Consider the following 26,855-nt stretch of genomic DNA (forward strand, 5'->3'; position numbering starts at 1 on the left):
TCGACATTGCCCGCGGGCCAGCGCAGCGGGAACATCAGGGGACTCCAGACAAGAACAAACCCAGGAGTTCCGCGATGCGTTCCCATACCACCGCCACGGCCGAATTCGATTACCGCGCCTCCGTCGACGCCGTCCTTGCCGGCAACCTCGATGCCCTCAATGCCTGTGTCGAATGCTGCGACCGTCACGCCATACCCGGCCGCATCGCGCTGTTCTGGGAAGGCAAGGACGGCGACAGCGCTTCCTACACCTTCAGCCAGCTCAAGGAGCTCTCCGGCCGTTTCGCCAGCTTCCTGCACAGCCTGGGCGTGCGCCCCGGCGATGTCGTCTCCGGCATGCTGCCGCGCACCCCGGAACTGCTGATCGCCGTCCTCGGCACCTGGCGCCTGGGCGCGGTCTACCAGCCGCTGTTCACCGCCTTCGGGCCGAAGGCCATCGAGCACCGGGTCAAGCTGGCCGGCAGCAAGGTGGTGGTCACAGACGGCGCCAACCGCGGCAAGCTCGACGAGGTGCCCGACGCGCCCAAGCTAGTGACTGTCGGTGGGCCGAAGGGGCAGGGCATCCGCCACGGCGACTACAGCTTCTGGGCTGAACTGGAACGCCACTCCCCGGACTTCGAACCGGTACTGCGCAGCGGCGAGGACACCTTCCTGCTGATGTTCACCTCCGGCACCACGGGGCTGGCCAAGCCGCTGGCCGTGCCGCTGAAGGCCATCGTCGCCTTCGTCGGCTACATGCGCGATGCCGTGGGGCTGCGCGAGGAGGACTCGTTCTGGAACCTCGCCGATCCGGGCTGGGCCTACGGGCTCTACTACGGCGTCACCGGGCCGCTGGCCATGGGGCATCCGATCACCTTCTACGAAGGCGCGTTCACGGTGGAGAGCACCTGCCGCATCGTGCACAAGTACGGCATCACCAACCTGGCCGGCTCGCCGACCGCGTACCGCCTGCTGATCGCCGCCGGCGAGGCAGTGTCCAAACCGCTCAGGGGCCGCCTGCGTGCGGTGAGCAGTGCCGGTGAGCCGCTGACTCCGGAAGTCATCCGCTGGTTCGCCAGCGAGCTGGGTGTGACCATCCACGACCACTACGGCCAGACCGAGCTGGGCATGGTCCTGGCCAACCACCACGAGCTGCAGCACCCGGTGCACCTGGGCGCCGCCGGCTTTTCCATTCCCGGCCACCGCGTGGTGGTGCTGGACGAGCAGGGCAACGAACTGCCCGCCGGCCAGCCGGGCGTCCTCGCCCTGGATCGCAAGCGTTCGCCGATGATGTGGTTCGCCGGCTACCAGGGCATGGAGACCAAGTCCTTCGTCGGCGACTACTACCTGAGCGGCGATACCGTGGAGTTGAACGCCGACGGCAGCATCAGCTTCGTCGGCCGCGCCGACGACCTGATCACCACCTCCGGCTATCGCGTTGGCCCGTTCGACGTGGAGAGCGCACTGATCGAACACCCGGCGGTGATCGAGGCGGCGGTGATCGGCAAGCCCGATCCGGAACGCACCGAGCTGGTCAAGGCCTTCGTGGTGATCTGTTCGTCCTACCGGCCGGGCGCGGAGCTGGCCGAGGAACTGCAACAGTACGTGCGCAAGCGACTGTCGGCGCACAGCTACCCGCGGGAAGTGGAGTTCGTCGACGAACTGCCCAAGACTCCCAGCGGCAAGATCCAGCGCTTCCTCCTGCGCAACCAGGAGATCGCCAAGCAACGCGAAGCGGCCGAGAAAGCGGCGGCTCACTAAGTACAGCGGAGAGACTCCATGCAGATCCAGAACAAGGTATTCCTCATCACCGGCGGCGGTTCCGGCCTCGGCGCGGCCACCGCGAAGTTGCTGGTGAGCGCTGGCGCCAAGGTGGTGCTGGCGGACATCAACGCCGAAGCCGGCGCGGCCCAGGCTGCCGAGCTGGGCGAGCCGAATGCGCGCTTCATCCGTACCGATGTGTGCAGCGAAGCGGACGGCAAGGCCGCCGTACAGCTCGCGGTGGACAGCTTCGGCGCGCTCCACGGCCTGGCCAACTGCGCGGGCGTGGCCCCGGCGGAAAAGGTCATAGGCCGCAACGGCGTGCACGGGCTGGAGAGCTTCACCCGCACCATCAACATCAACCTGATCGGCACCTTCAACATGCTGCGCCTGGCCGCCGAAGCCATGGCCCGCAACGAGCCTGACGCCGGTGGCGAACGCGGCATCATCATCAACACCGCCTCGGTCGCCGCCTTCGACGGGCAGATCGGCCAGGCCGCGTACTCCGCCTCCAAGAGCGCGGTGGTCGGCATGACCTTGCCCATCGCTCGCGAACTGGCGCGCTCGGGCATCCGCGTGATGACCATCGCCCCCGGCATCTTCGAGACGCCGATGATGGCCGCCATGCCCCAGGAAGTGCGCGATTCGCTCGGCGCCAGCGTGCCGTTCCCGCCGCGCCTGGGCCGCCCGGACGAATACGCCGCGCTGGCCCGCCACATCATCGAGAACAGCATGCTCAACGGCGAGGTGATCCGCCTCGACGGCGCCATCCGCATGGCCGCGAAGTAAGCAGGAGAATTGCCATGAACGATCCCATCGTCATCGTCAGTGCCACCCGTACTCCCATGGGCGGCTTCCTCGGCGACTTCAAGGACGTCACCGCCGCCACCCTCGGCGCAGCCGCGATCCGCGCGGCCGTCGAGCGCGCCCGTCTGGGCTCGGAACAAGTGGATGAAGCCGTGCTCGGCTGCGTGCTCGCTGCCGGCCAGGGCCAGGCGCCGGCACGCCAGGCAGTGCTGGGCGCAGGCCTGGCGCGCGGTACGCCATGCTCCACGGTGAACAAGATGTGCGGCTCGGGCATGAAGGCCGCGATGATGGCCCACGACGCCATCCTCGCCGGCAGTGCCCGCGTCGCCCTGGCTGGCGGCATGGAGAGCATGTCCAACGCGCCGTACCTGCTGGAGCGCGCCCGCAGCGGCTACCGCATGGGGCACGGTCGTGTGCTCGACCACATGTTCCTCGACGGCCTCGAAGACGCCTACGACAAGGGCCGCCTGATGGGCACCTTCGCCGAGGATTGCGCCGAGAAATACGGCTTCACCCGCGAGCAGCAGGATGCCTATGCGATCACCTCGCTGACCCGCGCGCAGAAGGCCATGGGCGAAGGCCGCTTCAAGGACGAGATCGTCGCGGTGACGGTCAAGTCCGGCAAGGAACTGCGTGCCATCAGTGAAGATGAGCAGCCGCCGAAGGCGAAGCTGGACAAGATTCCGACCCTGAAGCCGGCCTTCCGCGAAGGCGGCACCGTGACGGCGGCCAACGCCAGCTCCATCTCCGACGGTGCTGCCGCGCTGGTGCTGATGCGCCTGTCCGAAGCAGAGAAGCGCGGCCTCACGCCGCTGGCGGCGATCCATGGCCATTCGTCCTTCGCCGATGCGCCGAACCTGTTCCCGACCGCCCCGGTGGGCGCGGTTGAGCGCCTGATGCAGCGCACCGGCTGGGCGATCGGTAATGTCGATCTGTTCGAGGTCAACGAAGCCTTCGCCGTGGTCGCCATGGCTGCCATGCGCGACCTGGATATCCCCCACGAGAAGCTCAACATTCACGGCGGCGCCTGCGCCCTCGGCCACCCGATTGGCGCGTCCGGCGCACGGGTGATCGTGACCCTGCTGTCGGCCCTCAAACAGTATGACCTCAAGCGCGGCGTGGCCTCGGTGTGCATCGGTGGCGGCGAAGCCACGGCCATCGCGGTCGAGCGCCTGGCCTAGGGAGCGAGCCATGATTCCCAGCGAAGAAGATATCCAGATCCGCGACGTTGCCCGCCAGTTCGCCCAGGAGCGGCTCAGGCCTTTCGCCGCTGACTGGGACCGCGAGCACCGCTTTCCCGCTGAAGCATTGAAGGAAATGGCCGACCTCGGCTTCCTCGGCATGCTGGTGGCGGAAGAGTGGGGCGGCGCGCAGACCGGTCACCTGGCCTATGCCATGGCGCTGGAGGAAATCGCCGCCGGCGACGGCGCCTGCTCGACCATCATGAGCGTGCACAACTCGGTGGGCTGCATGCCTATCGCCAAGTTCGGCAACGAGGAGCAGAAGCGCCAGTTCCTGGTGCCCCTGGCCCGTGGCGAGATGATCGGCGCCTTCGCCCTGACCGAGCCGCAGGCCGGCTCCGACGCCAGCTTCCTGAAGACCCGAGCGCGCCGCGACGGCGACCACTACGTGCTCAACGGCAGCAAGCAGTTCATCACCTCCGGCAGCCATGCCGGTGTGGTGATTGTCTTCGCCGTGACCGATGCGGCGGCGGGCAAGAAGGGCATCAGTGCCTTCATCGTGCCCACCGATACCCCCGGTTACCGCGTGGTGCGCGTCGAGGACAAGCTCGGCCAGCATGCGTCCGACACCTGCCAGATAGCCTTTGACGACGTGCGCATCCCCGCCAGCTACCGGCTGGGCGAGGAGGGGCAGGGCTACGCCATCGCCCTGGCGAACCTGGAAGGCGGGCGCATCGGCATTGCCTCGCAAGCGGTCGGCATGGCCCGCGCGGCCTTCGAGTATGCCCGCGACTACGCCCACGAGCGCGAGACCTTCGGCAAGCCGATCATCCAGCACCAGGCGGTGGCCTTCCGCTTGAGCGACATGGCGACCGAGATCGCCGTGGCGCGGCAGATGGTCCACCATGCCGCCAGCCTGCGCGAAGCCGGCCTGCCGTGCCTCACCGAAGCCTCCATGGCCAAGCTGTTCGCCTCGGAGATGGCCGAGCGCGTGTGCTCCGCGGCGATCCAGACCCTCGGTGGCTATGGCTATCTGCAGGACTATCCGGTGGAACGCATCTACCGCGACGTGCGCGTGTGCCAGATCTACGAAGGCACCAGCGACGTGCAGCGGCTGGTGATCGCGCGCAGTCTTTGAAGGGTTCGCCGGCAGACCCCGGCCTGTTCGTTGGACAGGCACTTCGGCAGGGCGGGGTCTGCGGGTGGCTTGTCAGGCGGAACTGATTGTTTTTCGTAGGAGCGAGCTTGCTCGCGAACAATGCTCGCCGGCAATTCTGCGGCTGGGCGGTTCGCGAGCAAGCTCGCTCCTACCAGGTCGGCCGCATCACGCGATCCAGTCGTAGGAATCGTAGGATGGAGCAAAGCGATACCCATTGCAGGGCACCGCTGGAAGCCTCATGCCCGCTCCGCCGCCTCGCGGGCTTCCCGCGCCGTTACCTGCTGGCACAGCTCGATGATCTGCTCGCGCATCCAGCGGTTGGCGGGGTCCTGGTCGGTGCTTTCGTGCCAGTACAGGTGGGTTTCCAGCTTGGGCACGTCGTTCACCGGCAGGTCGACGAAATGCAGGCCGTGATGGCGGGCGAAGCGCTCGGGCACGGTGACCACCATGTCGGTCTGCTGCACCACGGTGGAGGCCATCAGGTAGTGCTGCGAGCGCAGGGCAATCTTGCGCTGCAGGCCCATCTTGCCCAGTGACAGGTCGACGTAGCCCAGGCCACTGCGGCGGCTGGAGATCTGGATGTGCGCCACCGACAGGTATTCCTCCAGCGTCACCTTGTCCTTGGCCAGCGGGTGGCCCTGGCGCATGGCGCAGACGTAGCGGTCCTCCATCAGCTTGACGTGGCGCACCTGCGGGTCGGTATTCAGCGGCGCGTCCACGGCGAAGTCCAGGCGGCCGGCGGCCAGTTCCTTGGTGGTCTCGCGGCGCTTGGAGAGGAAGCTTTCGATATGCACGTTCGGCGCCAGGCGGCGCAGGCGCTGGAACAGCGGCGGCAGGACGATGGCCTCGGTGAGGTCGGTCATGCTGATGCGGTAGGTCTTGCTCGCCTGGGTCGGCGTGAAGGTGCGGCTTTCCTGCACCGAGACGCGCAGCAGCTGCAGGGCGTTGCGCACCGGCCCGATGATGTTCTGCGCCATCGGCGTGGGCACCATGCCCTGGGCGGTCCGCACGAACAGCGGGTCGTTGAAGGTTTCACGCAGGCGGGCGAGGGCGTTGGAAACGGCGGGCTGGGTAATGCCGACAATCTGTCCGGCGCGGGTCAGGTTGGCTTCGGTGTAGATCGCGTCGAAGACGATGAACAGGTTCAGATCGACCTTGCTGAGGTTCATTCCAGGGCTCCCGCTTGTCATTGTTTTGGCCCGATCATACCCGAACCTGCGCTCAGGTCCATACGGGTTATGAATGTTCATTGATTCGGATAATAGGCTGGGTAAATGCCCTTGGCTGTTCTAGCATCATCACCACACAAACAACCGCCGCCAGAAGGTTAGCCCCCATGGATTTCGCTTATTCCGCCAAGGTTCAGGACCTGCGTGAACGCGTTACCGCGTTCATGGATGCCTATGTCTATCCCGCCGAGAAGGTGTTCGAGGAGCAGGTGGCCCAGGGTGACCGCTGGCAGCCCACGGCCATCATGGAAGAGCTCAAGGCCAAGGCCCGCGCCGAGGGCCTGTGGAACCTGTTCCTGCCCGAGTCCGAGCTGGGCGCCGGCCTGACCAACATGGAATACGCGCCGCTGGCGGAAATCATGGGCCGCTCGCTGATGGGGTCCGAGCCCTTCAACTGTTCCGCGCCGGACACCGGTAACATGGAAGTGCTGGTGCGTTATGGCACCGAAGAGCACAAGCGCACCTGGCTGGAGCCGCTGCTGCGCGGCGAGATCCGCTCCGCCTTCGCCATGACCGAGCCGGGCGTGGCTTCCTCGGATGCCACCAACATGGAAGCCAATGCGGTGCGCGAGGGTGACGAGTGGGTCATCAACGGTCGCAAGTGGTGGACCTCCGGCGCCTGCGACCCGCGCTGCAAGATCATGATCTTCATGGGCCTGACCAACCCGGACGCGCCGCGTCACCAGCAGCATTCGATGATCCTGGTTCCCACCGATACCCCCGGCGTGAAGATCCTCCGCCCGCTGCCGGTGTTCGGCTACGACGACGCCCCGCACGGCCACGCCGAAGTGCTCTTCGAGAACGTCCGCGTGCCCTACGAGAACGTGCTGCTCGGCGAAGGCCGCGGCTTCGAGATCGCCCAGGGGCGCCTCGGCCCGGGCCGTATCCACCACTGCATGCGCTCCATCGGCATGGCCGAGCGCGCACTGGAACTGATGTGCAAGCGCTCCGTCAGCCGCACTGCCTTCGGCAAGCCGCTGGCGCGCCTGGGCGGCAACATCGACCACATCGCCAACTCGCGCATCGAGATCAACCAGGCCCGCCTGCTGACCCTCAATGCCGCGTACATGATGGATACCGCCGGCAACAAGTTCGCCCAGAGCGAAATCGCCCAGATCAAGGTCGTGGCGCCCAACGTCGCCCTGCAGGTGATCGACCGCGCCATCCAGATGCACGGCGGCGCCGGTGTTTCCAACGACACGCCGCTGGCGTACTTCTATGCCATGCAGCGCACCCTGCGCCTGGCCGACGGCCCGGACGAAGTGCACCGCGCGGCCATCGGCAAGTACGAGATTGGGAAGTATGTGCCGCGTGATGCGCTGCGCAGCAGCCGCTGATCCCGGGCAACCGTGGAAAAGGCCCGCTGATGCGGGCCTTTTCATTCGCGTTCCGTGATGCTTTTGGTAGGAGCGGACTCCGTCCGCGATGTGCATCAGGCCGGCTCTGAGCCGCCGGAAACCTATCGCGGACAAAGTCCGCTCCTACACTCGCCGTCAGGCGCTGGTCGTGCTCTGCTCACAAAGCACAAAGCACAAAGCACAAAGCACAAAGCACAAAGCACAAGGCCAGCTTGCGCTGGCCTTGTTCATTCATTTTACCGGCGAGGGCTCCGGCCCGTCGGCCTTCGCCTGCTGCTCGATCAGCCACTCCCGCCGCGTATGCAACTGGGCAGCGAAGGCACGCGCGGCGGCCTCGTGGGGGAAACGCAGCGCACGACGACCGAGGCGGACCTGCCAATAGGCCCGGCCGCGAAACTCAACGGCTTCGATCCTCACCTCCAGCGCTTGCATGGGTCCTCTCCTGGCTGACGATTTCCAGCGGCTCCTCGCTGGATCGGCGGGTCTTGAGCAAGGATAGCAGTATGCCACCTGCCAAAAGGCCAAAGGTTACGCCAAGCGACAGGGCGGCGGGAACCTTGCCGATGAATCCGTGCAGGAAAATCTTCGTGCCGATGAACACCAGCACCAACGCCAGGGCGTACTTCAGGTAGACGAAGCGGTGGATCATCGCCGCCAGCGAGAAGTACAGGGCGCGCAGGCCGAGGATGGCGAAGATGTTCGAGGTGTAGACGATGAACGGGTCCTGGGTGATGGCGAAGATCGCCGGCACGCTGTCCACGGCGAACACCAGGTCGGCCAGCTCGATCAGGATCAGCGCCAGGAACAGCGGGGTGGCATAGCGCACCAGCTTGCCCGAGGCATCCGGCATCTTCACGAAGAAGTGGTGCTGGTGAAGGGTGTCGGTCATGCGGATGTGCCTGCGCAGGAACTTCAGCACCGGGTTGTTGGCCAGGTCCGGCTCGGTTTCATGCTTGGCCAGCAGCATCTTCACGCCGCTGAACAGCAGGAAGGCGCCGAACACGTACATGATCCATTCGAATTCCTTCACCAGCGCCGCGCCCAGGCCGATCATCAGCGCGCGCATGACGATGGCGCCGAGGATGCCCCAGAACAGCACCTGGTGCTGGTAGCGGCGGGGAATGCCGAAGAAGCCGAAGATCATCGCCATGACGAACACGTTGTCCATGGACAGCGACTGTTCGACGAGGAAACCGGTGTAGTACTCCACCGCGCTGGTGGCGCCGAACTCGTACCAGACCCAGCCGCCGAAGGCCAGGCCGCAGGCGAAGTAGCCGGCGGAGAGCATCAGGCTTTCGCGCACGCCGATCTCATGGTGATCGCGTTGCAGGACGCCCAGGTCGAGTACGAGCAGAAGAATGACGATGGCCAGGAAGGCCAGCCAGAACCAGGTGGCGGTTCCGAGGAATGGTTCGGTCAAAAAGGCGTGCAGAGCTGTCATCTGGCCCCTCCCTTAGTGTCGTTGTCGAAAAGTGACTCCGACATGGCGGTTGGCAACCGTCAGAGGGGCCCGGCGTCACTGGCGGGAAAATAACAGAGCCGATGCCTCAGGCAAGCGATGGAACGTAACAAGTTCCTACATCAATTCGGAATGAGGAATCAGCGCCTGATGACAGTCTAGACGCTGACTGGAAAGTATCGGTCAGTAAACCCAGACCTCGACACGGCGGTTCTTCACCCGGCCATCGTTGTCATTGTTGGCCGCCACCGGCAGTGCGTCGCCCATGCCGCTGATCTCCCGGAACATGACGCCTTCCTTCGCCAGCTCACGGCGAACGGCCATGGCGCGTAGCTTGGACAGCAGCTCGGCGCGTGCGGGGTCCTGTTTCGGATCGCCGAAGCCCACCAGCACGGCCTGCTTGTTCATCTTGCCGTTCTGCTGCAGGTACGCCAGCAGGCGGTCAATATCCCGCTGGGCCTTGTTGTCCAGGGTGGCGCTGCCTTCGCGAAAGCGGAAGTTCACCGACAGCCGCTCGGCGTCGCGAGCCAACGCCTGGTAGTTCTCCGGCATGCTGGCGCGTGGGGCCATCTTCACCGCCTGCACGCGCTGGCCGACGAAGCCACTGGCGCTGACCAGGGCCTGGCCCTTGTCACCCTGGGCAAACTGCAGCAGAGCGCGGGCCCAGCGGTTCGGTTCCTCGGGCTTCATATAGAGGAACAGGCGGCGCGACAGCGGATAGTCCTCGGTGGCGATCAGCGTGGTCGATGGTGGCATGGCCTGGGAGTCGCCGTCGGCGATGCGCAGCGCCTTGGCCTGCTGGATCGACGACAGGCCGACGAAGCCGATGCCTTGCGGGTCCTTGCTCACTTCGGCCGACAGCAGGTCGCTGGATTCGAAACGCTGGACTCCGCTCGCCAGTGCCTTGCCGTGACTCGCAAGGACAAGCTCCTTGAAGGTATCGAAAGTGCCCGAGTTGTCGTCGCGGGAATACAGGCGGATGGCACCGCCGCGCCCGCCGATTTCCTCCCAGGTCTTCACCTCGCCGGAGAAGATTTTCGCCAGCGTATCGGTGGTCAGTTCGTCCAGTGGGTTGGCCGTGTTGACGATGATTGCCAGGCCGTCGATGCCGATGACCTGTTCGGCCTTGGCGCTGCGCAGGTTGCCTGACGCCGACAGGCCCGCGACTTCGGCGTCCTTGATCGGCCGCGAGGCGGTGGCCAGCTCGGCAGTGTTGTCCTTCAGGGCGACGAAACCGGTGCTGGAGCCGTGGGCTGCCAGGTCGACGATGACCTCCTTGCCGTCGGCTGTGCGACCGATGATGCGCTGTTCGTTCTCTGCCTTGCCCGGCTTGGCGCTGACGTCGCTGTAGCCCTCGCTGACCAGCAGTCCCTTCACCAGTTCAGGCAGCAGGTGCGCGCCGATGGTGTTGGAGCCCTGAATACGCAATACCGGCTCACCACCCTGTGATGAGGGCAGGGCGGCGAATGCCGACCAGGGGAACGCATAGCAGATGAAGGCGATGGTGAGCCAGGCGATGGTGACGGGCCAGGGTTGGGCATCGCTGGGGCTCGACTTGTACTGCATGGGTCAACTTCCATTTGAGGCATCGTTGGCGCGGCAGATTAAGTCGGAATCATTGCATCGATGTGACGCCTCGCGGCGGCGCAGGGCGCTTTGTCCATGCTTCAGACATGGCTGGTGGATTGCAGGAGAATTCCGATTTCGCTGCCCTTGGGCCAGGGCTATACCGGACGCTCGAATTGCCTGTGCCGGAGAAGGAAATGGACGAGATTCTCGATTTTGCCTCGGTCCTCATGAAGCTGGTGGTCATCCTGCTGGTTGCGCTGATGGCGGGCTCCCTCGTCATGGCGCCGGAACGGGCAGTGGCGTCGGCGCCTTCGATGCTCATGCTGGTGGTCCCGCTGTTCGTTCTGGTGACGCTGCTGGATTGCGCCGGTGTGGTGCGGCGTTTCTCCGTGGATCGCGCGGCCAGGAAGAATCCGGCCCGCTCGAGCCACGACTAAACCACCCCGGTAGCAGGCGGAAGCAACTGGGCACTGATGATTGATGGGAAAAATCTCCTGGCGCATCAGGAAAGCCTGATAACGCCGGAATGCCGGCCAAGCGAAACTTGCGCCGTTTCAACGTCCCCGTCGGAAAGTGATCATGACCCAATTCCATAGCGCGCCAGCCACGGCTGGTTCCGAGCATCGTGTCAAACCGACCGCCCTGGCCCTGCACGTCGCATCCGCCGCTTCCTGGGGACGTCCTTGGCGGCGCCGTGCATTGAGCCTGCCATCCCCGCGGATACTGACCTTCCAAGGCATCAAGCTGCCGTTGCAGCCGTTGCGTTCCTGGCTGCACCTGTTGTCCCGCGCCGGGATGCTGGGCGTACGCCCGCCGGTGGCGGCGAGCGTCCTGAGACGCCCGGAAGAGGATGACGAGGACACACCGGCCCGGATCGAGGACCTGGGCTTCGAACTGGCCACCGAGATGATCCTCGATTTCGCCAGTTTCGCCCGCCAGTCGAGGCTCAACAGCGCCGACGAGGAGGCGAGAGTGGAGACCGCCGAAAACGATGAGGCGCCGGTCATGGCCTCCAGCGCCGGCATTGACGATCTGCATGCGATCGGAATGGCCGAAAGCGTTGCTTCGGAGTCCGTCGACCAGGACTTCCTCGGTGCCGATATGCCAGGGCCGCAGGAAAGCGTCGAGCCGGCCCCGGCTTCCCGGGCCCGGGATGCCGAGCCGAACCCCGCGCTGGATGGGCGCGTCCCGCTGGCCGAGTCGCAGGAGTTCGTCGCGCCGAAGGTCGTGCAGGCCGCAGCGGAGCCTTCCGATTTGCCGGCAGTCGCGGCTGCCGTTGTGGAAATTGTCGAGCCGAACCCCGCGCTGGAGGCGCAGGCGCCGGTCATGGCCGAAGCGCAAGAGCCCGTCGCGCCGAAGGTTGCGCAGGAAGCAATGGAACATTCCGAGCCGGCGGCAGTGAAGTCGCCCGAATCCGTGGCGCCGGTCGAGCTGCCAGTGTCCGTGGAAATGGCGACTGCACCCGAGCAGCCGGAGGAAGAAGCGGGCGAGCCGCAACTGGAAGTGCACCATGACGATATGCTGGAAATGGAAGTGCCTGTGGTAACGACAGCAATTGAACCTGAGCAGGAGTCCTTCGCCGATGCGTTGTCGGTTTCCGCGCAACAAGTAATGGACATTGCGGAGGCCACCTTGCCGCAAAATCTGGTCGAGGAGGCCGCCGAACCGCTGCCAGAGACGGTGCAGGAGGTTATCGAGGAGCGGATAGCGGAAGTTCCGCTGGTTGTCGCGGAGAGCGCGATCGACCATCAGCCCGAGCCCGAGCCCGAGCCCGAGCCCGAGCCTGAGCCCGAGCCCGCGCCGGTCATGCAGGCGCCGAAATTCGTCGCCCCGCCCATCGTCGTCAGCAGCGTGCGAATTGGCCGGAAGCCGGCGGCACGAGCGCCCCGGTCCGTGGCACGGGAGCCGGTTGACATGCCTGCGGCGGTTGAGGAAAGCCGTCCTGCGGTCGCAATGGCCCTCGAGCAACCCCTCACGGAAATGCCGGCGGAGTCCGAAGCACCGGAAGCCGGCGCGCTGGATACCCTCCCGGTGAGCGAGCCCCCCGTCGAGGCGGTTGCCGAACCGCCGCAGCCTGAGACGCCTGAAGCTGGAGCGAATGCCGAGGTGGATAGCCACGCAGCGGTCATGCACTGGGAGCCGGTGCAGCCGTACCGGCAACCTGAGCAGGATATGGCCGACACGCCGGTGTTCGGCCCTGCCCTGAGCGCGTCCGGTGCCGATGAGTTCGGCTTCGAGCCGATGATTGCGGACCTCGAAGACGCCCTGGCCGTGCTGGCCGCGGTCAATGCCGTCCACGACGAGGCGCCCGTCGCGCGGGTCGAGCCGGCCATGGCAGCGGACAACACTTCCGAACCCCTTGCCGAGGTCTGCCAGACCGGCCACAGCATCCCCGAAGCGGCGGCGCTTCAGGGAATCTTTATCCAGAAGGAAACTGAAATGACAGAAATGCGCGATGAGTCGATCGAAGTCGAGGCCCAGAACACGGCGCCCATCACTTCGGTGGAGTTGCAGGAAGTGGCGGCCACGTTGAGCGTGCCGCAGCTCGAGGCTGATCCCGACGATGTCCTGTCTGACGTGCAGAGCACGCTGAACTCCCTGGCAGGCATGGCCCAGGGTCTTACCCAGCAGAAGCAGGCGGCCGGCCGCCTGCAGGAAGAACTGGAGGAGTGGAACGCCCAGTTGCAGGAACGCGAACGACTGGCGGCGGACAAGGAGGAGCGTCTGCAGCAGTTGGAAAACCATCTCAAGGAAGCCAAGACCAACCTGGACCGTATGGCTGCCGAGAACAATCGCCTGCTGGCCGAGCGCAGCGAAGCCCTCAAGGAACTGGCCCAGACCGTCGACCTGCGCGACAGGACCACCATCAAGCGTGCCGAGGCGATCCAACTGGAGCAGCAGCGCATCGACGAACAGGCCGCCAACCTGCGCAACCGCGCCAGCGAGCTGGACGAGAGGGAAAGCGCGCTCAAGCGCAAGAGCGAGGAACTGTCGGTCCGGCTCAAGCAACTGCAGAGCGCCAAGGACAAGTTCAGCGCCATCGTGAAGAGCTTCAACGAGACGGTGCAGTTCAACAGCACCCTGTCCGCCATTTCCAAGACGGTCAACGAATGACCGGAACGGCTGGCGCGTCGATCGACGCGCTGGTCGAAGAACACCTGCCGCAGAAGGGCGCTGGCGCAACGGGCGTTGCCGAGACATGGACTTCCGGCTTCGTTGGTTGCGCCAGCGGCGTATCCCGCTGTGGCAGTCACACAATGAACTTTCTGCGGGAACGACGGCTGTCGTGGATGTACTCAATATGCCATGTCGCACCCGGCCCGCGGGGCCTTCGCTGCAAGGAGGAACATGGCCCGCATAGTACTCATCGAACCATCACGGCGGGACTTCGTCACGATCCGCCGGTTTCTGCTGGACCACGGCCATCAGTGCGACGTGCATTTCAAGTATGCCCGCCAGGCCTTGAACAGCCTGGACGCCAGCAACTGCGACCTGCTGGTGGTGACGCTCGAGTTGCCGGACATTCACGGTATGGAACTGGTCACCATGCTCCGCCGCGATGGCCGTCTCAAGCCCTCTACGCCGGTGCTGGTCTGCTCGAGGCTGGGATCGCCCATGAATATTCAGCGAGCCATTCGCATCGGCGTGTCGGGCTTCCTGTTGACGGATGACCGGCCAACCCTGCTCGGCAGGGCGGTCGATGCGGTGCTCGCCGGGGGCAAGGTATTTCCCGAGCATGCGCGACTTCCCCTCGACGACAGGAGGCTGGAGTCGGCGCTGTCCTTGCCGACTCATCTGGTCGCCGTCCTGCACGGTCTGCACCATGGACGTTCGGTCGCTTCGTTGGCGGAGGCCCTCGCGCTGTCAGGGGCGAGCATCGGCCAGCACAAGCGGCAGCTCATGCGAAAACTGTCGGCAACCAGCCTGGAGGAGCTGTTCAGTATCAGCCAGGAAATCGGGCTGCTCTGAGTACCGGCTTGTTCAACTGGCTTCGCTGCGTCCTGCGCGCAGCCGGCGCTGCCGAAAGAGGCCGATGAAGTCGGTTGGCATTGCGTGGTTTTCCTTCGCCGATGCAGGAATTTACTGACATTCACAATGGCTCCAGGTTGTAAGAATTCTTCCTGCAACCTGTCCTGCACTTCCTACCAGGGAGAGTAGGGCATCCCATCGGCTCTTCCCGTCGGCCTGATTGCCCTTGTAGTCGAAGCGGCATCACCACCGACTCCGGCCTCGTTCGATGCCTTCGAGCGGCGGGCAGGAGACGGTGGCCGACCACCCTCAGGGTAGGACGTTTCATGACTTCAGATACGAAGCGGTTCGAAGAACACCAGGAGGAGGGCTCGTCGGCCCAGACCTCCGATCAGGCAACCGCACTGCTTTCTTCTGCCACCGATGAACACCTGTCCGGCTTCCCGGCGGACCCGTCCGCGTCTGCCAAGGGCATCGCCCGTCCTGCCCTGTCGGCCGGCTACATATCGATCCAGGGCGGCGTGGTTTCGCCTGCCGGGGGGCCGGCGGATACGCAGACGGTCGAGGCTTTCGAAAACCTCGAGCGCGATCTCGCCGAACTTGCTTCGGCCTGTTCCGGCCTGGGCGCCAAGGAGCCCGGATGCGCCGAGTCCAGCGAGCCGATGGCGAGGCCCGACGCGGAATCGGCCGCCATCCTGCTCGATTCGCTGCGGCTGCCGGAGCAGGCGCAGGAACGCGAGTACACCACGGCTGAGGCGACAATGGTTTCGCCGGACCTCAAGCCGACTATTCATTTTTCCCACGAGGAACGCTCCGCCATGAACGCTCAAGCCCAACCTGCCACCACCGATTCCGCCAGCACCCGCGCGTCCGCCGAGTCCGCTGTCACCGTGCGGCCGTCCTCGGCCCTGGAGACCGATGGTGTGCTGCACGACGTACAGTCCACCCTCGACTCGCTGGCCGGTATGGCCCATGGCCTGTCGCAGCAGAAACTGGAGATTGTGAAGATGCGCGAGGCGCTCGAGGAGCGCCGCCTGGCGACGCTGGAGCGTGAGCGTCAACTGGCCGAGCGGGAAGAGCGCCTGAGCCAGCAGGAGCAACGCCTGCAGGAAGAAAAACAGGGGATCGAACGCATCGCCGAGCATAATGCCGCCGTGCTGGCGGAGCGCAGCAGTGCGTTGCAGGCCCTGGCGGAAACCGTCGACAGCCGTGACCGCGCTACCACCAAGCGCGCCGAGGTCCTGAGCCAGGAACAGCAGAGCATCGACCGCCAGCAGACTCAGCTGCGTGCGCGGGGTCAGGAGCTCGACGATCGCGAGGCCGGCCTGCAACGCCAGAGCTCGGAACTGGCCGACCGCTTCAAGCAACTGCTCGATGCGAAGGAGCGCTTCGGCGCCATCGTAAAGGGCTTCAACGAGACCGTGCGTTTCAACACGACCTACAGCGCCATCAGCAAAACGGTCGGAAGCGGCACGGAAGAAGCCTGAGCTGTTACCGAGAAGTGAAGAAGCCCGGCATTGACCGGGCTTTTTCGTGCAGGGCGATTACTTCAGTTGCAGCCAGATCGGTGCGTGGTCCGATGGCTTTTCCATGCCGCGAATATCGTAATCCACGCCAGTATCGGCGATGCGGTCGCGCAGGGCCTCGGAGGCGAGGATGACGTCGATGCGCAGGCCGCGCTTGGGCGTGTCCTCGAAGCCGCGGCTGCGGTAATCGAACCAGCTGAAGCGGTCGTCAACGCTCGGGTTCTGCAGGCGGAAAGTGTCCAGCAGGCCCCAGCCTTTCAGGCGCGCCAGCCATTCGCGCTCTTCCGGCAGGAAGCTGCATGTGCCGGATTTCAGCCAGCGCTTGCGGTTTTCTTCGCCGATACCGATATCGCTGTCTTCGGGGGAGATGTTGATGTCGCCCATCACCACCAACTGCTGGTCGGGTTGGAAGCGGGTTTCCAGCAGGTCCTGCAGGTCGGAGTAGAAGCGCTGCTTGGCGGGGAATTTCACCGGATGGTCACGGCTTTCGCCCTGCGGGAAATAGCCGTTCATCACGGTGATCAGCTCGCCATTGGCGTCCTTGAAGGTGCCCCAGATGAAGCGGCGCTGGGAATCCTCGCCATCGTTGGGGAAGCCGCGCTGCAGTTCCAGCGGCTCCTGGCGGGAGAGCAGGGCGACGCCGTAGTGACCCTTCTGCCCGTGGTAATGCACGTGGTAACCGAGGGCTTCGATGTCTTCGCGAGGGAACTGCTCATCGGCGACCTTGGTTTCCTGCAGGCCGATCACGTCCGGCTGGTGGCGCTCGATGATCGCCTGGAGCTGGTGCGGTCGTGCGCGCAATCCGTTGATATTGAAGGAGACGATTTTCATCCTGGGGCGCCCTGGCAAAAGCACGATGCTAGCCCATGCTGGCCGATCCTGGCGACCCTGGCGAGGCGCTGCTAGGGTTTCCTGGCTGGGTCGCTAACCCCTGGGAACACACAACAAGAAGAGGCGTCCGCATGCCTGATACCCTCGCCGAAGTCCGACTGCTCGACAGCAATTACGGCCGTGAAGTCCGTTCGTTGCTCTATCACGCCTATCGTCATGAACCCACCTTCGCCTATTTGTTCGAATCCGACCGCGCGGGATTTGACCAGCGCGTGCGGGCGACCGTCCGTGAACTGGTCAACCAGCATTTCCTCGAGGAGCTGCCGGCCATGGGCCTGCTGATCGAGGATCGCCTGGTGGGCGTGGCGCTGGTGGTCCCACCGCAACGTCGTCTGGACGTTACAGAGAGCTGGTTCTGGCGCATGCGCATGCTGCTCACCACTGGCCTGGGCTGTACCCGCCGCTACCTGGACTACCACGCCGCTGTGATCGGCTGCCTGCCGCCAGGGCCTTATCACATTCTGCCGTTGATCGGGGTGCACCCGGAATTCCAGGGCAAGCGCCTGGGCGAGCAATTGCTCGATGCGCTGCACGCCTGGTGTGCAGAGGATGGAGGCTCGCAGGGGCTGGTGCTGGATACCGGCAACGCGCGCTACCTGGAGTTCTACCGGCGTCACGGATACGAGGAACTGGGGGAGGTGGCGCTCGGGCCGATCCGCGAGCACGTTCTCTTCCACCCCGTCCATGCACGTGAGGCGGTAAAAGTGTCTGCGGGATAGGCTGCGCTTTGAATCCTCAGACGCTTCCTACAGCCTGAAGAAAGGCAGCGCGGGGAAAACCCGTGCTAGCATTTCGCGCCATGAGAGTTGTCCAAGGATTGCTTGGGCTGCTGCTGGTAATGGCCTTCTGCTTGCAGAAGGTCCTGGCGGCCGAAGCCCATCTCGACGTTCGTATCACCCCCGCCAACGCTGCGCTCAAGGCCAATATCGAGGCCTATGTGGGCAGCCTTGGCGAGCGTGATCAGGCGGCCCTGCAAAGATTCCGGCGCAATGCCGTGGAGCAGGCGCAAAAGGCCGCCCAGGCTTTGGGCTACTACCAGGCGCGCATCCGCGGTCGGGTGATGGGTGACAAGGAGCCGACCCTGCGGATCAATGTCCGGCCCGGCGAGCCCATTCACCTGCGCAACGTCACCGTGCGGGTCGAGGGGCCGGCGGCCAGTCTCAAGAGCTTCCGGGTGCCCGGCGGCGACTCGCTGAAGCCTGGCGCGCAACTCAACCACGGCGCCTACGAAGATGCCAAACGGCTGATTCAGAATCAGGCCTCGCGCTTCGGCTTTTTCCGTGGGCAGTTCACCCAGCAGCAGTTGCGCATCGACCCCGAGGCCGGTGTGGCGGACATCGAACTGGTTTACGCCAGCGGGCCGCGCTACCGGCTGGGCAAGGTGGATTTCGCCGGCGATTTCCCCTTCGACGAGGACCTGCTGCAGCGCATGGTGCCGTTCAAGGAGGGTACCGACTACGACTCCGAACAGATTGCCGACCTCAACCAGGCCCTGCAGTCCAGTGGCTATTTCGATGGCGTGCGGGTCGATGCCGCGCCGACCAATGCCGATGGTGAAGTGGTTCCGGTGCACGTCCATCTGGAAGCGCGCAAACCGCGCACCATGGGGCTGGGCCTGGGCTTCTCGACCGACGTCGGACCGCGTGCGCGGGCGACCTGGACCCGCCACTGGGTCAACCCGCAGGGCCACAGCCTGGGCTTCGAAGCGGAGGTCTCGGCTCCCCGGCAGAACGTCGGCGCCTGGTACGAGATTCCGCTGGACCCGCCGCTCACCGACAAGCTGCGCTTCACCAGTGGTTACCAGTACGAAGACCTGGTGGACACCCAGAGCAAGCTGCTGACCCTCGGCAGCGAGTGGCACCACAAGCTCGACAGCGGCTGGCAGCGGGTCGTCTCGCTGAACTGGCAGCGCGAGGAATACAAACTGGGCGACGACAACGGCACCAGCAGCTTCCTGATGCCGGGTATCGGCTACTCGATCCTCGAGGCCGACAACAAGATCGATCCCGGCAAGGGCTATCGCCTGCAATTCGAGGTGAAAGGCGCCAAGCAAGGGCTGCTGGCGGATGCCGACGTCGCCCATATCAACGCCATGGCCAAGGGCGTGACCAGCTTCTGGGGAGGGCAACGTTTGCTCGGTCGCATCCAGGTGGGTGGCATCGCCACCAACGACTACAGCGCGATCCCGCCGTCGCTGCGCTTCTTCGCCGGCGGTGACCAGAGCGTGCGCGGCTACGACTACCAGACGCTGTCGCCGAAGAACTCCGACGGCGACCGCATCGGTGGCCGCTACATGGTCGCCGGCAGCGTCGAATACCAATACCCCATCGCCGAGCGCTGGCGCGTTGCGGCCTTCGTTGACCAGGGCAACTCGTTCGACTCGCTGGACTTCCCCTCGATCAAGACCGGCGTCGGCATCGGCATCCGCTGGATTTCCCCGGTCGGCCCGCTGCGCCTGGACCTCGCCGATGGCCTGGACGAAGACGGCGGCATCCGCCTGCACTTCTCCATGGGGCCTGAACTATGAGCCGTGCGGGCTGGATGCGCGCGCTGCGCTGGAGCCTGGGCGGCCTGTTCGGGCTGATCCTGCTGCTGGTCATCGCCGTGGCCGGCTTGCTCGGCACACCATTGGGCAGTCGCGCCGTACTGGGCTGGGTGCCAGGGCTGAGCGTCGATGCGTTCGACGGTCGCCTCGCCGGTGGCTTCAGGGCCAAGCGCCTGGAATGGACCGACGGCACCACCCATCTGCTGCTGGACCAGCCGCAGATCGACTGGTCACCCGCCTGCCTGCTGCGTATGACCCTGTGCCTGCACAAGGTCGTGGCGAACGAAGTGCTGCTGACCTTGCCGCCGAGCGAGCCGAGCGAGGCGTCCGGCCCCATCGAACTGCCTGACCTGAACCTGCCGCTGTCGCTGGAGCTGGGGGATATCCGTATCGGCCGCTTCCTGCTTGATGGCCAGGAACAGCTGCGCGACGCGGAATTGGCGGCGCACTGGGACCATGAAGGCCTGCACATCGACTCGGTGAAACTCGCGCGCGATGGTTTGAGCCTATCGCTCAAGGGCCTGCTGAAGCCGACCCAGGGCTGGCCGCTGGAGGCGGAGGGTACCCTTGGACTGCCCGCGCCGGGCGAGAAGCCCTGGACCTTGCAATTGCAGGCCAAGGGCGAGCTGATGGGGCACCTCAAATTACAGGCGCAGAGCAGTGGCTACCTCAACGGCAACCTGGACGGCGACCTGCAGCCGCTGGCCGAGAACCTGCCGGCCACTGCACTGGTGACTGCCGACGGCTTCAAGGCAGATGCCTCGCTGCCCGATACCCTGACGCTGAACCAGCTGCGCCTGAACGCCAGCGGCAACCTCAAGGATGGTTACCAGCTCGCTGGCGCTGCCATGCTTCCAGCCGAGGAAAGCCCGGTGGTGCTGACCCTGCGTGGTCGCGTCGACGCCGAGGGCGCGGACATCGCCGCCCTGGACCTGAACGCCGCCAAGGATCAGCGCGTGGCGCTGACCGGCCGCCTGGACTGGAAGGACGCCTTCGCCGCCAACGCCCAACTCGATTGGCTCGACTTCCCCTGGCGTCGCCTGTACCCGGAGATCGAAGAACCGCCGGTGAGCGTGCACACCTTCAAGGCTGAAGTGAGCTACAGCGATGGCGCCTACCTGGGCAACTTCGACGGCGCCTTCAAGGGGCCGGCAGGTGATTTCACCCTGGCCAGCCCGGTGTCGGGCAACCTCTCCGAAGTCTTTCTGCCGTCACTGAAACTGGTGGCGGGGCAGGGCAGGGCCGAAGGGCACCTGAAGGTTGGATTCGCCGATGCGGTGACCTGGGATGCCGCTCTCGATCTGTCCGATCTCGACCCGGCGTACTGGCTCGAAGAGATTCCCGGCCGCCTCGGCGGGCCACTGCGCAGCAAGGGCTCGCTCAAGGGCGAGGCGCTGAGCCTCGACGCCAACCTCGACCTGCAGGGCCGCCTGCGTGGCCAGCCGGCCATCTTCAAGGCGAATGCCACGGCGGCGGGGCCGGCGTGGAAGGTCGATGGCCTGGCGCTGCAACTGGGCGACAACCGCATCAGCGGACAGGCCGCGCTGGACCAGCGACTGTCCGGTCGTCTCGACATCGCCTTGAATCGTCTCGGCCAGCTGTGGCCGCAGCTGTTCGGTCGTCTCAATGGCCAGCTCGATGTGGCCGGCACGCTGCAGGCGCCGCAAGGGCAACTGAAGCTCGACGGCCAGCGCGTCGCCTATGGCGACCAGGGCTTGCGCACGCTGGACCTGAGCGCCTCACTCGATGCCGCCCAGCGCGGCCGGGTGAACCTGACTGCCCAGGGCCTGCACAGCGGCGACACCGATTTCGGCGCTCTCAAGCTGGAGGGCAGCGGCGACCTCAAGCGCCAGCAGCTTGCCCTGAACCTGCAAGGCAAGCCGGTCGTGCTCGACCTCGGCCTGGACGGCGACTGGAACGGCAAGGACTGGCGCGGGCGTCTGGCAAAAGGCGATGTACAAAGCGGCGGCCAGGACTGGCGCCTGCAACAGCCGGCGCGCCTGGAGCGCCTGGCGGATGGGCGGATCAACCTCGGCGCCCATTGCTGGGCTTCCGGCCCCGCCAGCCTGTGCATGGAAGACCAGCGGCTGATGCCCGACCCGCGCCTGCGCATGCACCTGCGCGAGTTCCCGCTGGACAGCCTGGCGCGCTGGCTACCCGACGACTTCGCCTGGAAGGGCAAGCTCGACGGTGATGTGCAGCTCGACCTGCCCGCCAGCGGTCCCAACGGTGCCATCCTGATCAATGCCGACAACGGCACGCTGCGCATCAAGGAACAGGAGGAGTGGGTCGACTTCCCCTACCAGCGTCTGCAACTGGAGAGCCGCCTTACGCCCCGGCGCATCGACACCCATCTGCAGTTCCTCGGCGACAAGCTCGGCAGCCTGCAGGCCCAGGTCCAGCTCGACCCCCGCCCGAAAGCCAAGCCGGTGAACGGCACCTTCAGCCTTGACGGCCTGGACATCTCCGTGGCGCGGCCCTTCGCGCCCATGGTGGAAACCCTCAAAGGCCACCTCAATGGCAGCGGGCAGATTTCCGGCGGGCTGCTGGCGCCACGGGTGGACGGCGAGCTGCGCCTGAACGATGGCGAAATCTCCGGTGGCGACCTGCCGACCCGCTTCGAGCAGTTGCAGGTCATCGCGCGAATTGCCGGCGAACAGGTCGACTTGAGCGGTGACTGGAAGGCGGGCGAACACGGTAACGGCAGCCTGTCTGGCCGCATCGCCTGGCTCAGTGGCCTGGATGTCGATGTGAAGCTGCGCGGCAGTCGCCTGCCGGTAACGGTGGAGCCCTACGCCAACCTCGAAGTCGAGCCCGACCTCAAGGTGCAAATGGCGGGTGAACGGCTCGCCGTCTCAGGCTCGGTGCAGGTGCCACGCGGTGCCATCACCATCCGCCAACTGCCGCCGTCCACGATCAAGGTGTCCGATGATGCCGTGATAGTCGGGGCGAAGCAGGAGCCGAAAAGCGCTCTGGCGCTGAACATGGATATCGACGTCAGGGTCGGCAGCGACAAGCTGACCTTCAGCGGCTTCGGCCTGAACGCCGAGCTGGCCGGGCAGGTGCATATCGGCGACAACATGGACACCCGTGGCGAGCTGCGCCTGAACAACGGCCGCTACCGCGCCTATGGCCAGAAGCTGACCATCCGCCGTGCGCGCCTGCTGTTCGCCGGGCCCATCGACCAGCCGTTCCTCGACGTCGAGGCGATCCGCAAGGTCGACGACGTGGTCGCCGGCCTGCGCCTGACCGGCAACGCCGAGCAGCCGCGCAGCGAGGTGTTCTCCGAGCCCGCCATGAGCCAGCAGCAGGCGCTGTCCTATCTGGTGCTGGGCAGGCCGATGTCCACGGGTGAGGACAGCAACATGCTCGGCGAGGCGGCGCTGGCGCTCGGCCTTGCTGGCAGCGCGCCGCTGACCGGCGAAGTCGCCCAGCGCCTGGGCATTCAGGATTTCCAGCTGGACACCGAAGGCACCGGCAACAGCACCAGCGTGGTCGCCAGCGGGCAGCTCTCCGACCGTCTCAGCCTGCGCTACGGGGTAGGTGTGTTCGAGCCCGCCAACACCATCGCACTGCGCTACCTGCTGAGCAAGAAGGTCTACCTGGAAGCGGCCAGCGGGCTGGCCAGCTCGCTGGATATCTTCTACAAGCGCGACTTCTGAGTGCGGTCGGCAGCGGCGATTCGCTGCCGACTCGCTCCGCTTGGACGGTCTGCCAACCTTCATGACCCCTTAAGGTACCCGGCACAGACTCCCCCCGCCGCCGGACGATGTGGCGCACAAGGGGAGTCATCATGCGCCTGGACCTCTTCAGGACCCACCTGCTCGAATTCATCAACAAGGGCTTTCCAGCCCGCCAACTGCGACGGCTGGCGGCGCGCGACCTGTTGCGTGGCTCCGCGGCCGGAAGACAACCGCCTCATGCGTTGACGGCAGCCCTGCTGGAGTGGTCCGCGCTGGAACCGGCCACGGTGCTCGACCGCCTGCAGAGTCGGCGCGAAGGGCTCAACGAGGTGGAGTCGGACGAGCGCCGCCAGCGCGATGGTTTCAACGAAGTGGACCAGGACCGTCCCATCGGTGCCTGGATGCACCTGTGGTATTGCTACTGCAACCCCTTCAACCTGCTGCTTACCGTGCTGGCGAGCATTTCCTGGTTCACCGAGGATGTCGAGGCTGCGGTAGTGATCGGCAGCATGGTGGGCATTTCCACGCTGCTGCGCTTCATCCAGGAGAAACGCTCCAACCGCGCCGCCGAGAAGCTCAAGGCGATGGTGAGCAACACCGCCACGGTGTTCCGCAGTGCCGAAGGCGAAGGCCCTGCGCTGCGGGTGGAAGTGCCGATCCGCGAGCTGGTGCCAGGCGACGTGCTGTGGCTGTCGGCGGGTGACATGGTCCCGGCGGACGTACGCCTGCTCAGCGCCAAGGACCTGTTCGTCGGCCAGGCCGCGCTCACCGGCGAGTCCCTGCCGGTGGAGAAGTTCGCCCAGCTGCGCGACGCCCGCCAGGGCAACCCGCTGGAGCGCGACAGCCTGTGCTTCATGGGCACCACCGTGGTCAGCGGCTCCGCCCTGGCGGTGGTGATCGGCACCGGTACGCGCACCTATTTCGGCTCCCTCGCCGAGAAGGTCATTGCCAGCGACCCGACGCCAACGGCCTTCCAGACCGGCGTCAACCGTGTCAGCTGGCTGCTGATTCGCTTCATGCTGGTGATGGCGCCGGTGGTCCTGCTGATCAACGGTTTCACCAAGGGCGACTGGCTGCAGGCCGCGCTGTTCGCGCTGTCCATCGCCGTGGGCCTGACCCCGGAAATGCTCCCGATGATCGTCACCTCGACCCTGGCCAAGGGGGCGGTGGTACTCAGCCGGCGCAAGGTGATCGTCAAGCGCCTGGATGCCATCCAGAACTTCGGCGCCATGGACATCCTCTGCACCGACAAGACCGGCACCCTGACCCAGGACCGCATCGTCCTCGAACGCCACACCGACGCCTTCGGCCAGGTGCAGGACCGCGTGCTGCAGCTGGCCTTCCTCAACAGCCACTACCAGACCGGGCTGAAGAACCTGCTGGATGTCGCCGTGCTAGAACACGTCGAACTGCGCCATGCGCTGAAGGTGGACAGCCGCTTCCGCAAGCTCGACGAGATTCCCTTCGACTTCGCCCGCCGGCGCATGTCGGTGGTGGTCAGCGAGCGCGAGGACAACCACCTGCTGATCTGCAAGGGCGCGTTGGAAGAGGTACTGGCCGTCTGCACCACGGTGGAAACCGTCGAAGGCGTCGAGCCGCTCAGCGGGGCGCGCCTGGAGAACATCCGCGCGGTCGCCGACGGGCTCAACCAGGAAGGCCTGCGGGTAGTCGCCGTGGCCACCCGCGAGCTGCCGCCCACCCGCGATACCTATGGCGTGGCGGACGAGAGTGGTCTGTGCCTGGCCGGCTACATCGCCTTCCTCGACCCACCCAAGGAAACCACCGCCCCGGCACTGCGTGCACTGGCGGAGAACGGCGTGGCCGTGAAGGTGCTGACCGGGGACAACGACCTCGTTAGCCTGAAGGTCTGCCGCGATGTCGGGCTGGTGGTCGAAGGCGTGCTCCTCGGACCGCAGCTGGACGAACTGGATGATGTGGCGCTGGGCGAACTGGCCGAGCGCACCACGCTGTTCGCCAAACTCACTCCCAGCCACAAGGAGCGACTGGTGCGCGCGCTGCGCCAGCGCGGCCACGTGGTCGGCTTCCTTGGCGACGGCATCAACGACGCCCCGGCGCTGCGCACCGCGGACATCGGCATCTCGGTGGATTCGGCGGTGGACATCGCCAAGGAAGCCGCCGACCTGATCCTCCTGGAAAAGAGCCTGATGGTGCTGGAGGAGGGCGTGATCGAAGGGCGCCGCACCTTCGCCAACATGCTCAAGTACATCCGCATGACGGCCAGCTCCAACTTCGGCAACGTGTTCAGCGTGCTGGTGGCCAGCGCCTTCATTCCCTTCCTGCCGATGCTGCCGCTGCAACTGCTGGTGCAGAACCTGCTCTACGACCTGTCGCAGATCGCCATTCCCTTCGACCACGTCGACGACGAGCTGCTGCGCCAGCCGCAGCAGTGGAACCCGGACGGGCTGGGGCGCTTCATGGTGTTCTTCGGGCCGATCAGCTCGATCTTCGACATTGCCACCTTCCTCGTGCTCTGGCATGTGTTCGGCGCAAATTCGCCGGCGCAGCAGACGCTGTTCCAGTCCGGCTGGTTCGTCGAGGGGCTGATCTCGCAACTGCTGGTGGTGCACATGATCCGCACCCGGCGCATTCCGTTCCTGCAGAGCCGCGCCGCCTGGCCTTTGCTGGGCATGACCCTGGCGATCGTCGCGGTGGCGATCTTCCTGCCCATGGGGCCGCTGGCGCATTCCTTCCGCATGCAGGCACTGCCGCTGGGCTACTGGCCGTGGCTGGTGGCAATCCTGCTGGGTTACATGGCGCTGACCCAGACGGTGAAGGGCTGGTTTGCCCGGCGCTATGGCTGGCAATGAGCGAAACGGAACCCACGTGCGAACCGGATTACCGCTGGTCACGCGAGCACCGGGTTCACTACACTCACGGCATCCGTCTTCTCCTGTCGTGAGTCGTGATCTTGCCCTCGCAAGCCCATCGCCTGCCATTGTTTTCCCGTGCACCTCTCAAGCGCCTGGCACTGCTGGGCCTGGTGCTGGCCAGCGTGCCGCTGGCCGCCTGCGAAAAGACCCTGCGCTGGGATGACGACCCACCCTTCAGTATGCAGCTGCCCGACGGTAGCGTCGGTGGCCTGTACGTCGATTTGAACCGTGAAGTGCTGGAGCGCCTGGGTTGCGAGGTGCGGATGGTCAAGCTGCCCTGGGCGCGGGCGCTGAAGGAGCTCGAACTCGGTCGTCTCGACGTGCTGCCCGGTGCCTTCCGCAAGCCCGAGCGCGAAGCCTACGCCTGGTTCTCCGGCACCGTGTTGCCGCCCTCGCGCAATATCCTCTTCGTTCGTCGCGGCTGGCCTCAGCTGGGCAGCCTGCAGCAGCTTTCCGACCTGCCGGGCAGTGACTTCCGCCTCGGCGCGCAGATCGACGTGTCCTACGGCGAACCCTACCGCCAACTGATGGCCGACCCCGATTATGCCGCCCGGGTGTTCTTCAACCCCAGCCGCGGCAACCTCTGGCAGATGGTCGACAAGGGCCGCATCGACGGCATCATCGCCGACGAGCACAGTGGCCGGTACGAACTGCAGCAACTGGGCCTGGCCGGACGCATCGAGCCTACCGGCGTGGTGGTGTCAGCGGAGTCGGCGGAAGTCGCTTTCAGCAAGCGCACCCAGGACCAGGACTTCGTCCGTCGCTACGCGCAGACGCTGAAGGCGCTGGTGGATGCGGGCGAGGACCGGCGCATCCTGCAGCAATACGTCGGCAACTGACGGAGTCCCG

Annotated in this window: 19 protein-coding genes; 14 read left to right on the top strand and 5 right to left on the bottom strand. The window is 65.5% G+C overall.

Annotated features, from left to right (window positions below):
• The first annotated feature begins 74 nt into the window (after window positions 1–74).
• The 4 genes from MJ122_RS10945 to MJ122_RS10960 are packed head-to-tail and all read left to right on the top strand — an operon-like array spanning window position 75 to window position 4,865.
• A complete protein-coding gene (locus MJ122_RS10945; RefSeq protein ID WP_239744174.1) occupies window positions 75–1,739 on the top strand; it encodes an acyl-CoA synthetase in 1,665 nt (554 codons plus the stop codon).
• Window positions 1,740–1,757: 18 nt separating this feature from the next.
• Complete coding sequence (locus MJ122_RS10950; RefSeq protein ID WP_239744175.1) at window positions 1,758–2,528, top strand: 3-hydroxyacyl-CoA dehydrogenase; 771 nt, start codon at window positions 1,758–1,760, stop codon at window positions 2,526–2,528.
• 8 nt (window positions 2,529–2,536) lie between these two features.
• Window positions 2,537–3,727, top strand: a complete 1,191-nt coding sequence (locus MJ122_RS10955; protein WP_239744327.1) for an acetyl-CoA C-acyltransferase — start codon at window positions 2,537–2,539, stop codon at window positions 3,725–3,727.
• Between the two features lie 10 nt (window positions 3,728–3,737).
• A complete protein-coding gene (locus MJ122_RS10960; RefSeq protein ID WP_088417331.1) occupies window positions 3,738–4,865 on the top strand; it encodes an acyl-CoA dehydrogenase family protein in 1,128 nt (375 codons plus the stop codon).
• Between the two features lie 257 nt (window positions 4,866–5,122).
• On the opposite strand, the gene MJ122_RS10965 is transcribed toward MJ122_RS10960, so the two are convergent.
• Entirely contained in the window at window positions 5,123–6,055 is a 933-nt protein-coding gene (locus MJ122_RS10965) for a LysR family transcriptional regulator (protein WP_017518016.1), read from the bottom strand.
• Window positions 6,056–6,222: 167 nt separating this feature from the next.
• Here MJ122_RS10965 and MJ122_RS10970 point away from each other — a divergent pair, with 167 nt between their 5' ends.
• A complete protein-coding gene (locus MJ122_RS10970) occupies window positions 6,223–7,452 on the top strand; it encodes an acyl-CoA dehydrogenase (RefSeq protein ID WP_017518017.1) in 1,230 nt (409 codons plus the stop codon).
• Between the two features lie 252 nt (window positions 7,453–7,704).
• On the opposite strand, the gene MJ122_RS10975 is transcribed toward MJ122_RS10970, so the two are convergent.
• The 3 genes from MJ122_RS10975 to MJ122_RS10985 form a co-directional block, all read right to left on the bottom strand.
• The gene (locus MJ122_RS10975) at window positions 7,705–7,905 is read right to left on the bottom strand and encodes a hypothetical protein (RefSeq protein WP_239744176.1); all 201 of its coding nucleotides are present in this window, start codon (window positions 7,903–7,905) and stop codon (window positions 7,705–7,707) included.
• Window positions 7,871–8,914, bottom strand: coding sequence for a TerC family protein (locus MJ122_RS10980; RefSeq protein WP_239744177.1), 1,044 nt, complete (start codon window positions 8,912–8,914; stop codon window positions 7,871–7,873). Before MJ122_RS10980 ends, MJ122_RS10975 begins: the two co-directional genes overlap by 35 nt.
• A gap of 201 nt (window positions 8,915–9,115) precedes the next feature.
• On the bottom strand, window positions 9,116–10,498 hold the full coding sequence (locus MJ122_RS10985; RefSeq protein WP_239744178.1) for a phosphate ABC transporter substrate-binding/OmpA family protein: 1,383 nt from the start codon (window positions 10,496–10,498) through the stop codon (window positions 9,116–9,118).
• A gap of 197 nt (window positions 10,499–10,695) precedes the next feature.
• Here MJ122_RS10985 and MJ122_RS10990 point away from each other — a divergent pair, with 197 nt between their 5' ends.
• From MJ122_RS10990 to MJ122_RS11005, 4 genes are all read left to right on the top strand, one after another.
• Window positions 10,696–10,938, top strand: a complete 243-nt coding sequence (locus MJ122_RS10990) for a hypothetical protein (RefSeq protein WP_239744179.1) — start codon at window positions 10,696–10,698, stop codon at window positions 10,936–10,938.
• 142 nt (window positions 10,939–11,080) lie between these two features.
• Window positions 11,081–13,615 (top strand): hypothetical protein, encoded by a 2,535-nt coding sequence (locus MJ122_RS10995; protein WP_239744180.1) that lies wholly within the window; start codon window positions 11,081–11,083, stop codon window positions 13,613–13,615.
• A gap of 234 nt (window positions 13,616–13,849) precedes the next feature.
• Window positions 13,850–14,470: a response regulator transcription factor gene (locus MJ122_RS11000; RefSeq protein ID WP_088417325.1), complete on the top strand. Its 621-nt coding sequence runs from the start codon at window positions 13,850–13,852 to the stop codon at window positions 14,468–14,470.
• Between the two features lie 326 nt (window positions 14,471–14,796).
• A complete protein-coding gene (locus MJ122_RS11005) occupies window positions 14,797–15,957 on the top strand; it encodes a hypothetical protein (RefSeq protein ID WP_239744181.1) in 1,161 nt (386 codons plus the stop codon).
• A 57-nt stretch (window positions 15,958–16,014) separates the two neighbouring features.
• Here the strand turns inward: MJ122_RS11005 and xthA are convergent, their stop codons facing one another.
• Complete coding sequence (gene xthA, locus MJ122_RS11010) at window positions 16,015–16,827, bottom strand: exodeoxyribonuclease III (protein ID WP_239744182.1); 813 nt, start codon at window positions 16,825–16,827, stop codon at window positions 16,015–16,017.
• A gap of 131 nt (window positions 16,828–16,958) precedes the next feature.
• On the opposite strand from xthA, the gene MJ122_RS11015 reads away from it, so the two are divergent.
• The 5 genes from MJ122_RS11015 (at window position 16,959) to MJ122_RS11035 (ending at window position 26,845) form a co-directional block, all read left to right on the top strand.
• Window positions 16,959–17,606, top strand: coding sequence for a GNAT family N-acetyltransferase (locus MJ122_RS11015; protein ID WP_239744183.1), 648 nt, complete (start codon window positions 16,959–16,961; stop codon window positions 17,604–17,606).
• Window positions 17,607–17,725: 119 nt separating this feature from the next.
• The gene (locus MJ122_RS11020; RefSeq protein ID WP_239744328.1) at window positions 17,726–19,414 is read left to right on the top strand and encodes an autotransporter assembly complex family protein; all 1,689 of its coding nucleotides are present in this window, start codon (window positions 17,726–17,728) and stop codon (window positions 19,412–19,414) included.
• 14 nt (window positions 19,415–19,428) lie between these two features.
• Window positions 19,429–23,094, top strand: coding sequence for a translocation/assembly module TamB domain-containing protein (locus MJ122_RS11025; protein WP_239744329.1), 3,666 nt, complete (start codon window positions 19,429–19,431; stop codon window positions 23,092–23,094).
• A 131-nt stretch (window positions 23,095–23,225) separates the two neighbouring features.
• Window positions 23,226–25,943: a magnesium-translocating P-type ATPase gene (mgtA, locus tag MJ122_RS11030; RefSeq protein WP_239744184.1), complete on the top strand. Its 2,718-nt coding sequence runs from the start codon at window positions 23,226–23,228 to the stop codon at window positions 25,941–25,943.
• A 95-nt stretch (window positions 25,944–26,038) separates the two neighbouring features.
• Window positions 26,039–26,845, top strand: a complete 807-nt coding sequence (locus tag MJ122_RS11035; protein ID WP_239744185.1) for a transporter substrate-binding domain-containing protein — start codon at window positions 26,039–26,041, stop codon at window positions 26,843–26,845.
• Window positions 26,846–26,855: the final 10 nt, after the last annotated feature.

This window comes from Pseudomonas sp. DP-17 (assembly GCF_022380625.1).
Taxonomy (GTDB): domain Bacteria; phylum Pseudomonadota; class Gammaproteobacteria; order Pseudomonadales; family Pseudomonadaceae; genus Pseudomonas; species Pseudomonas nitroreducens_A.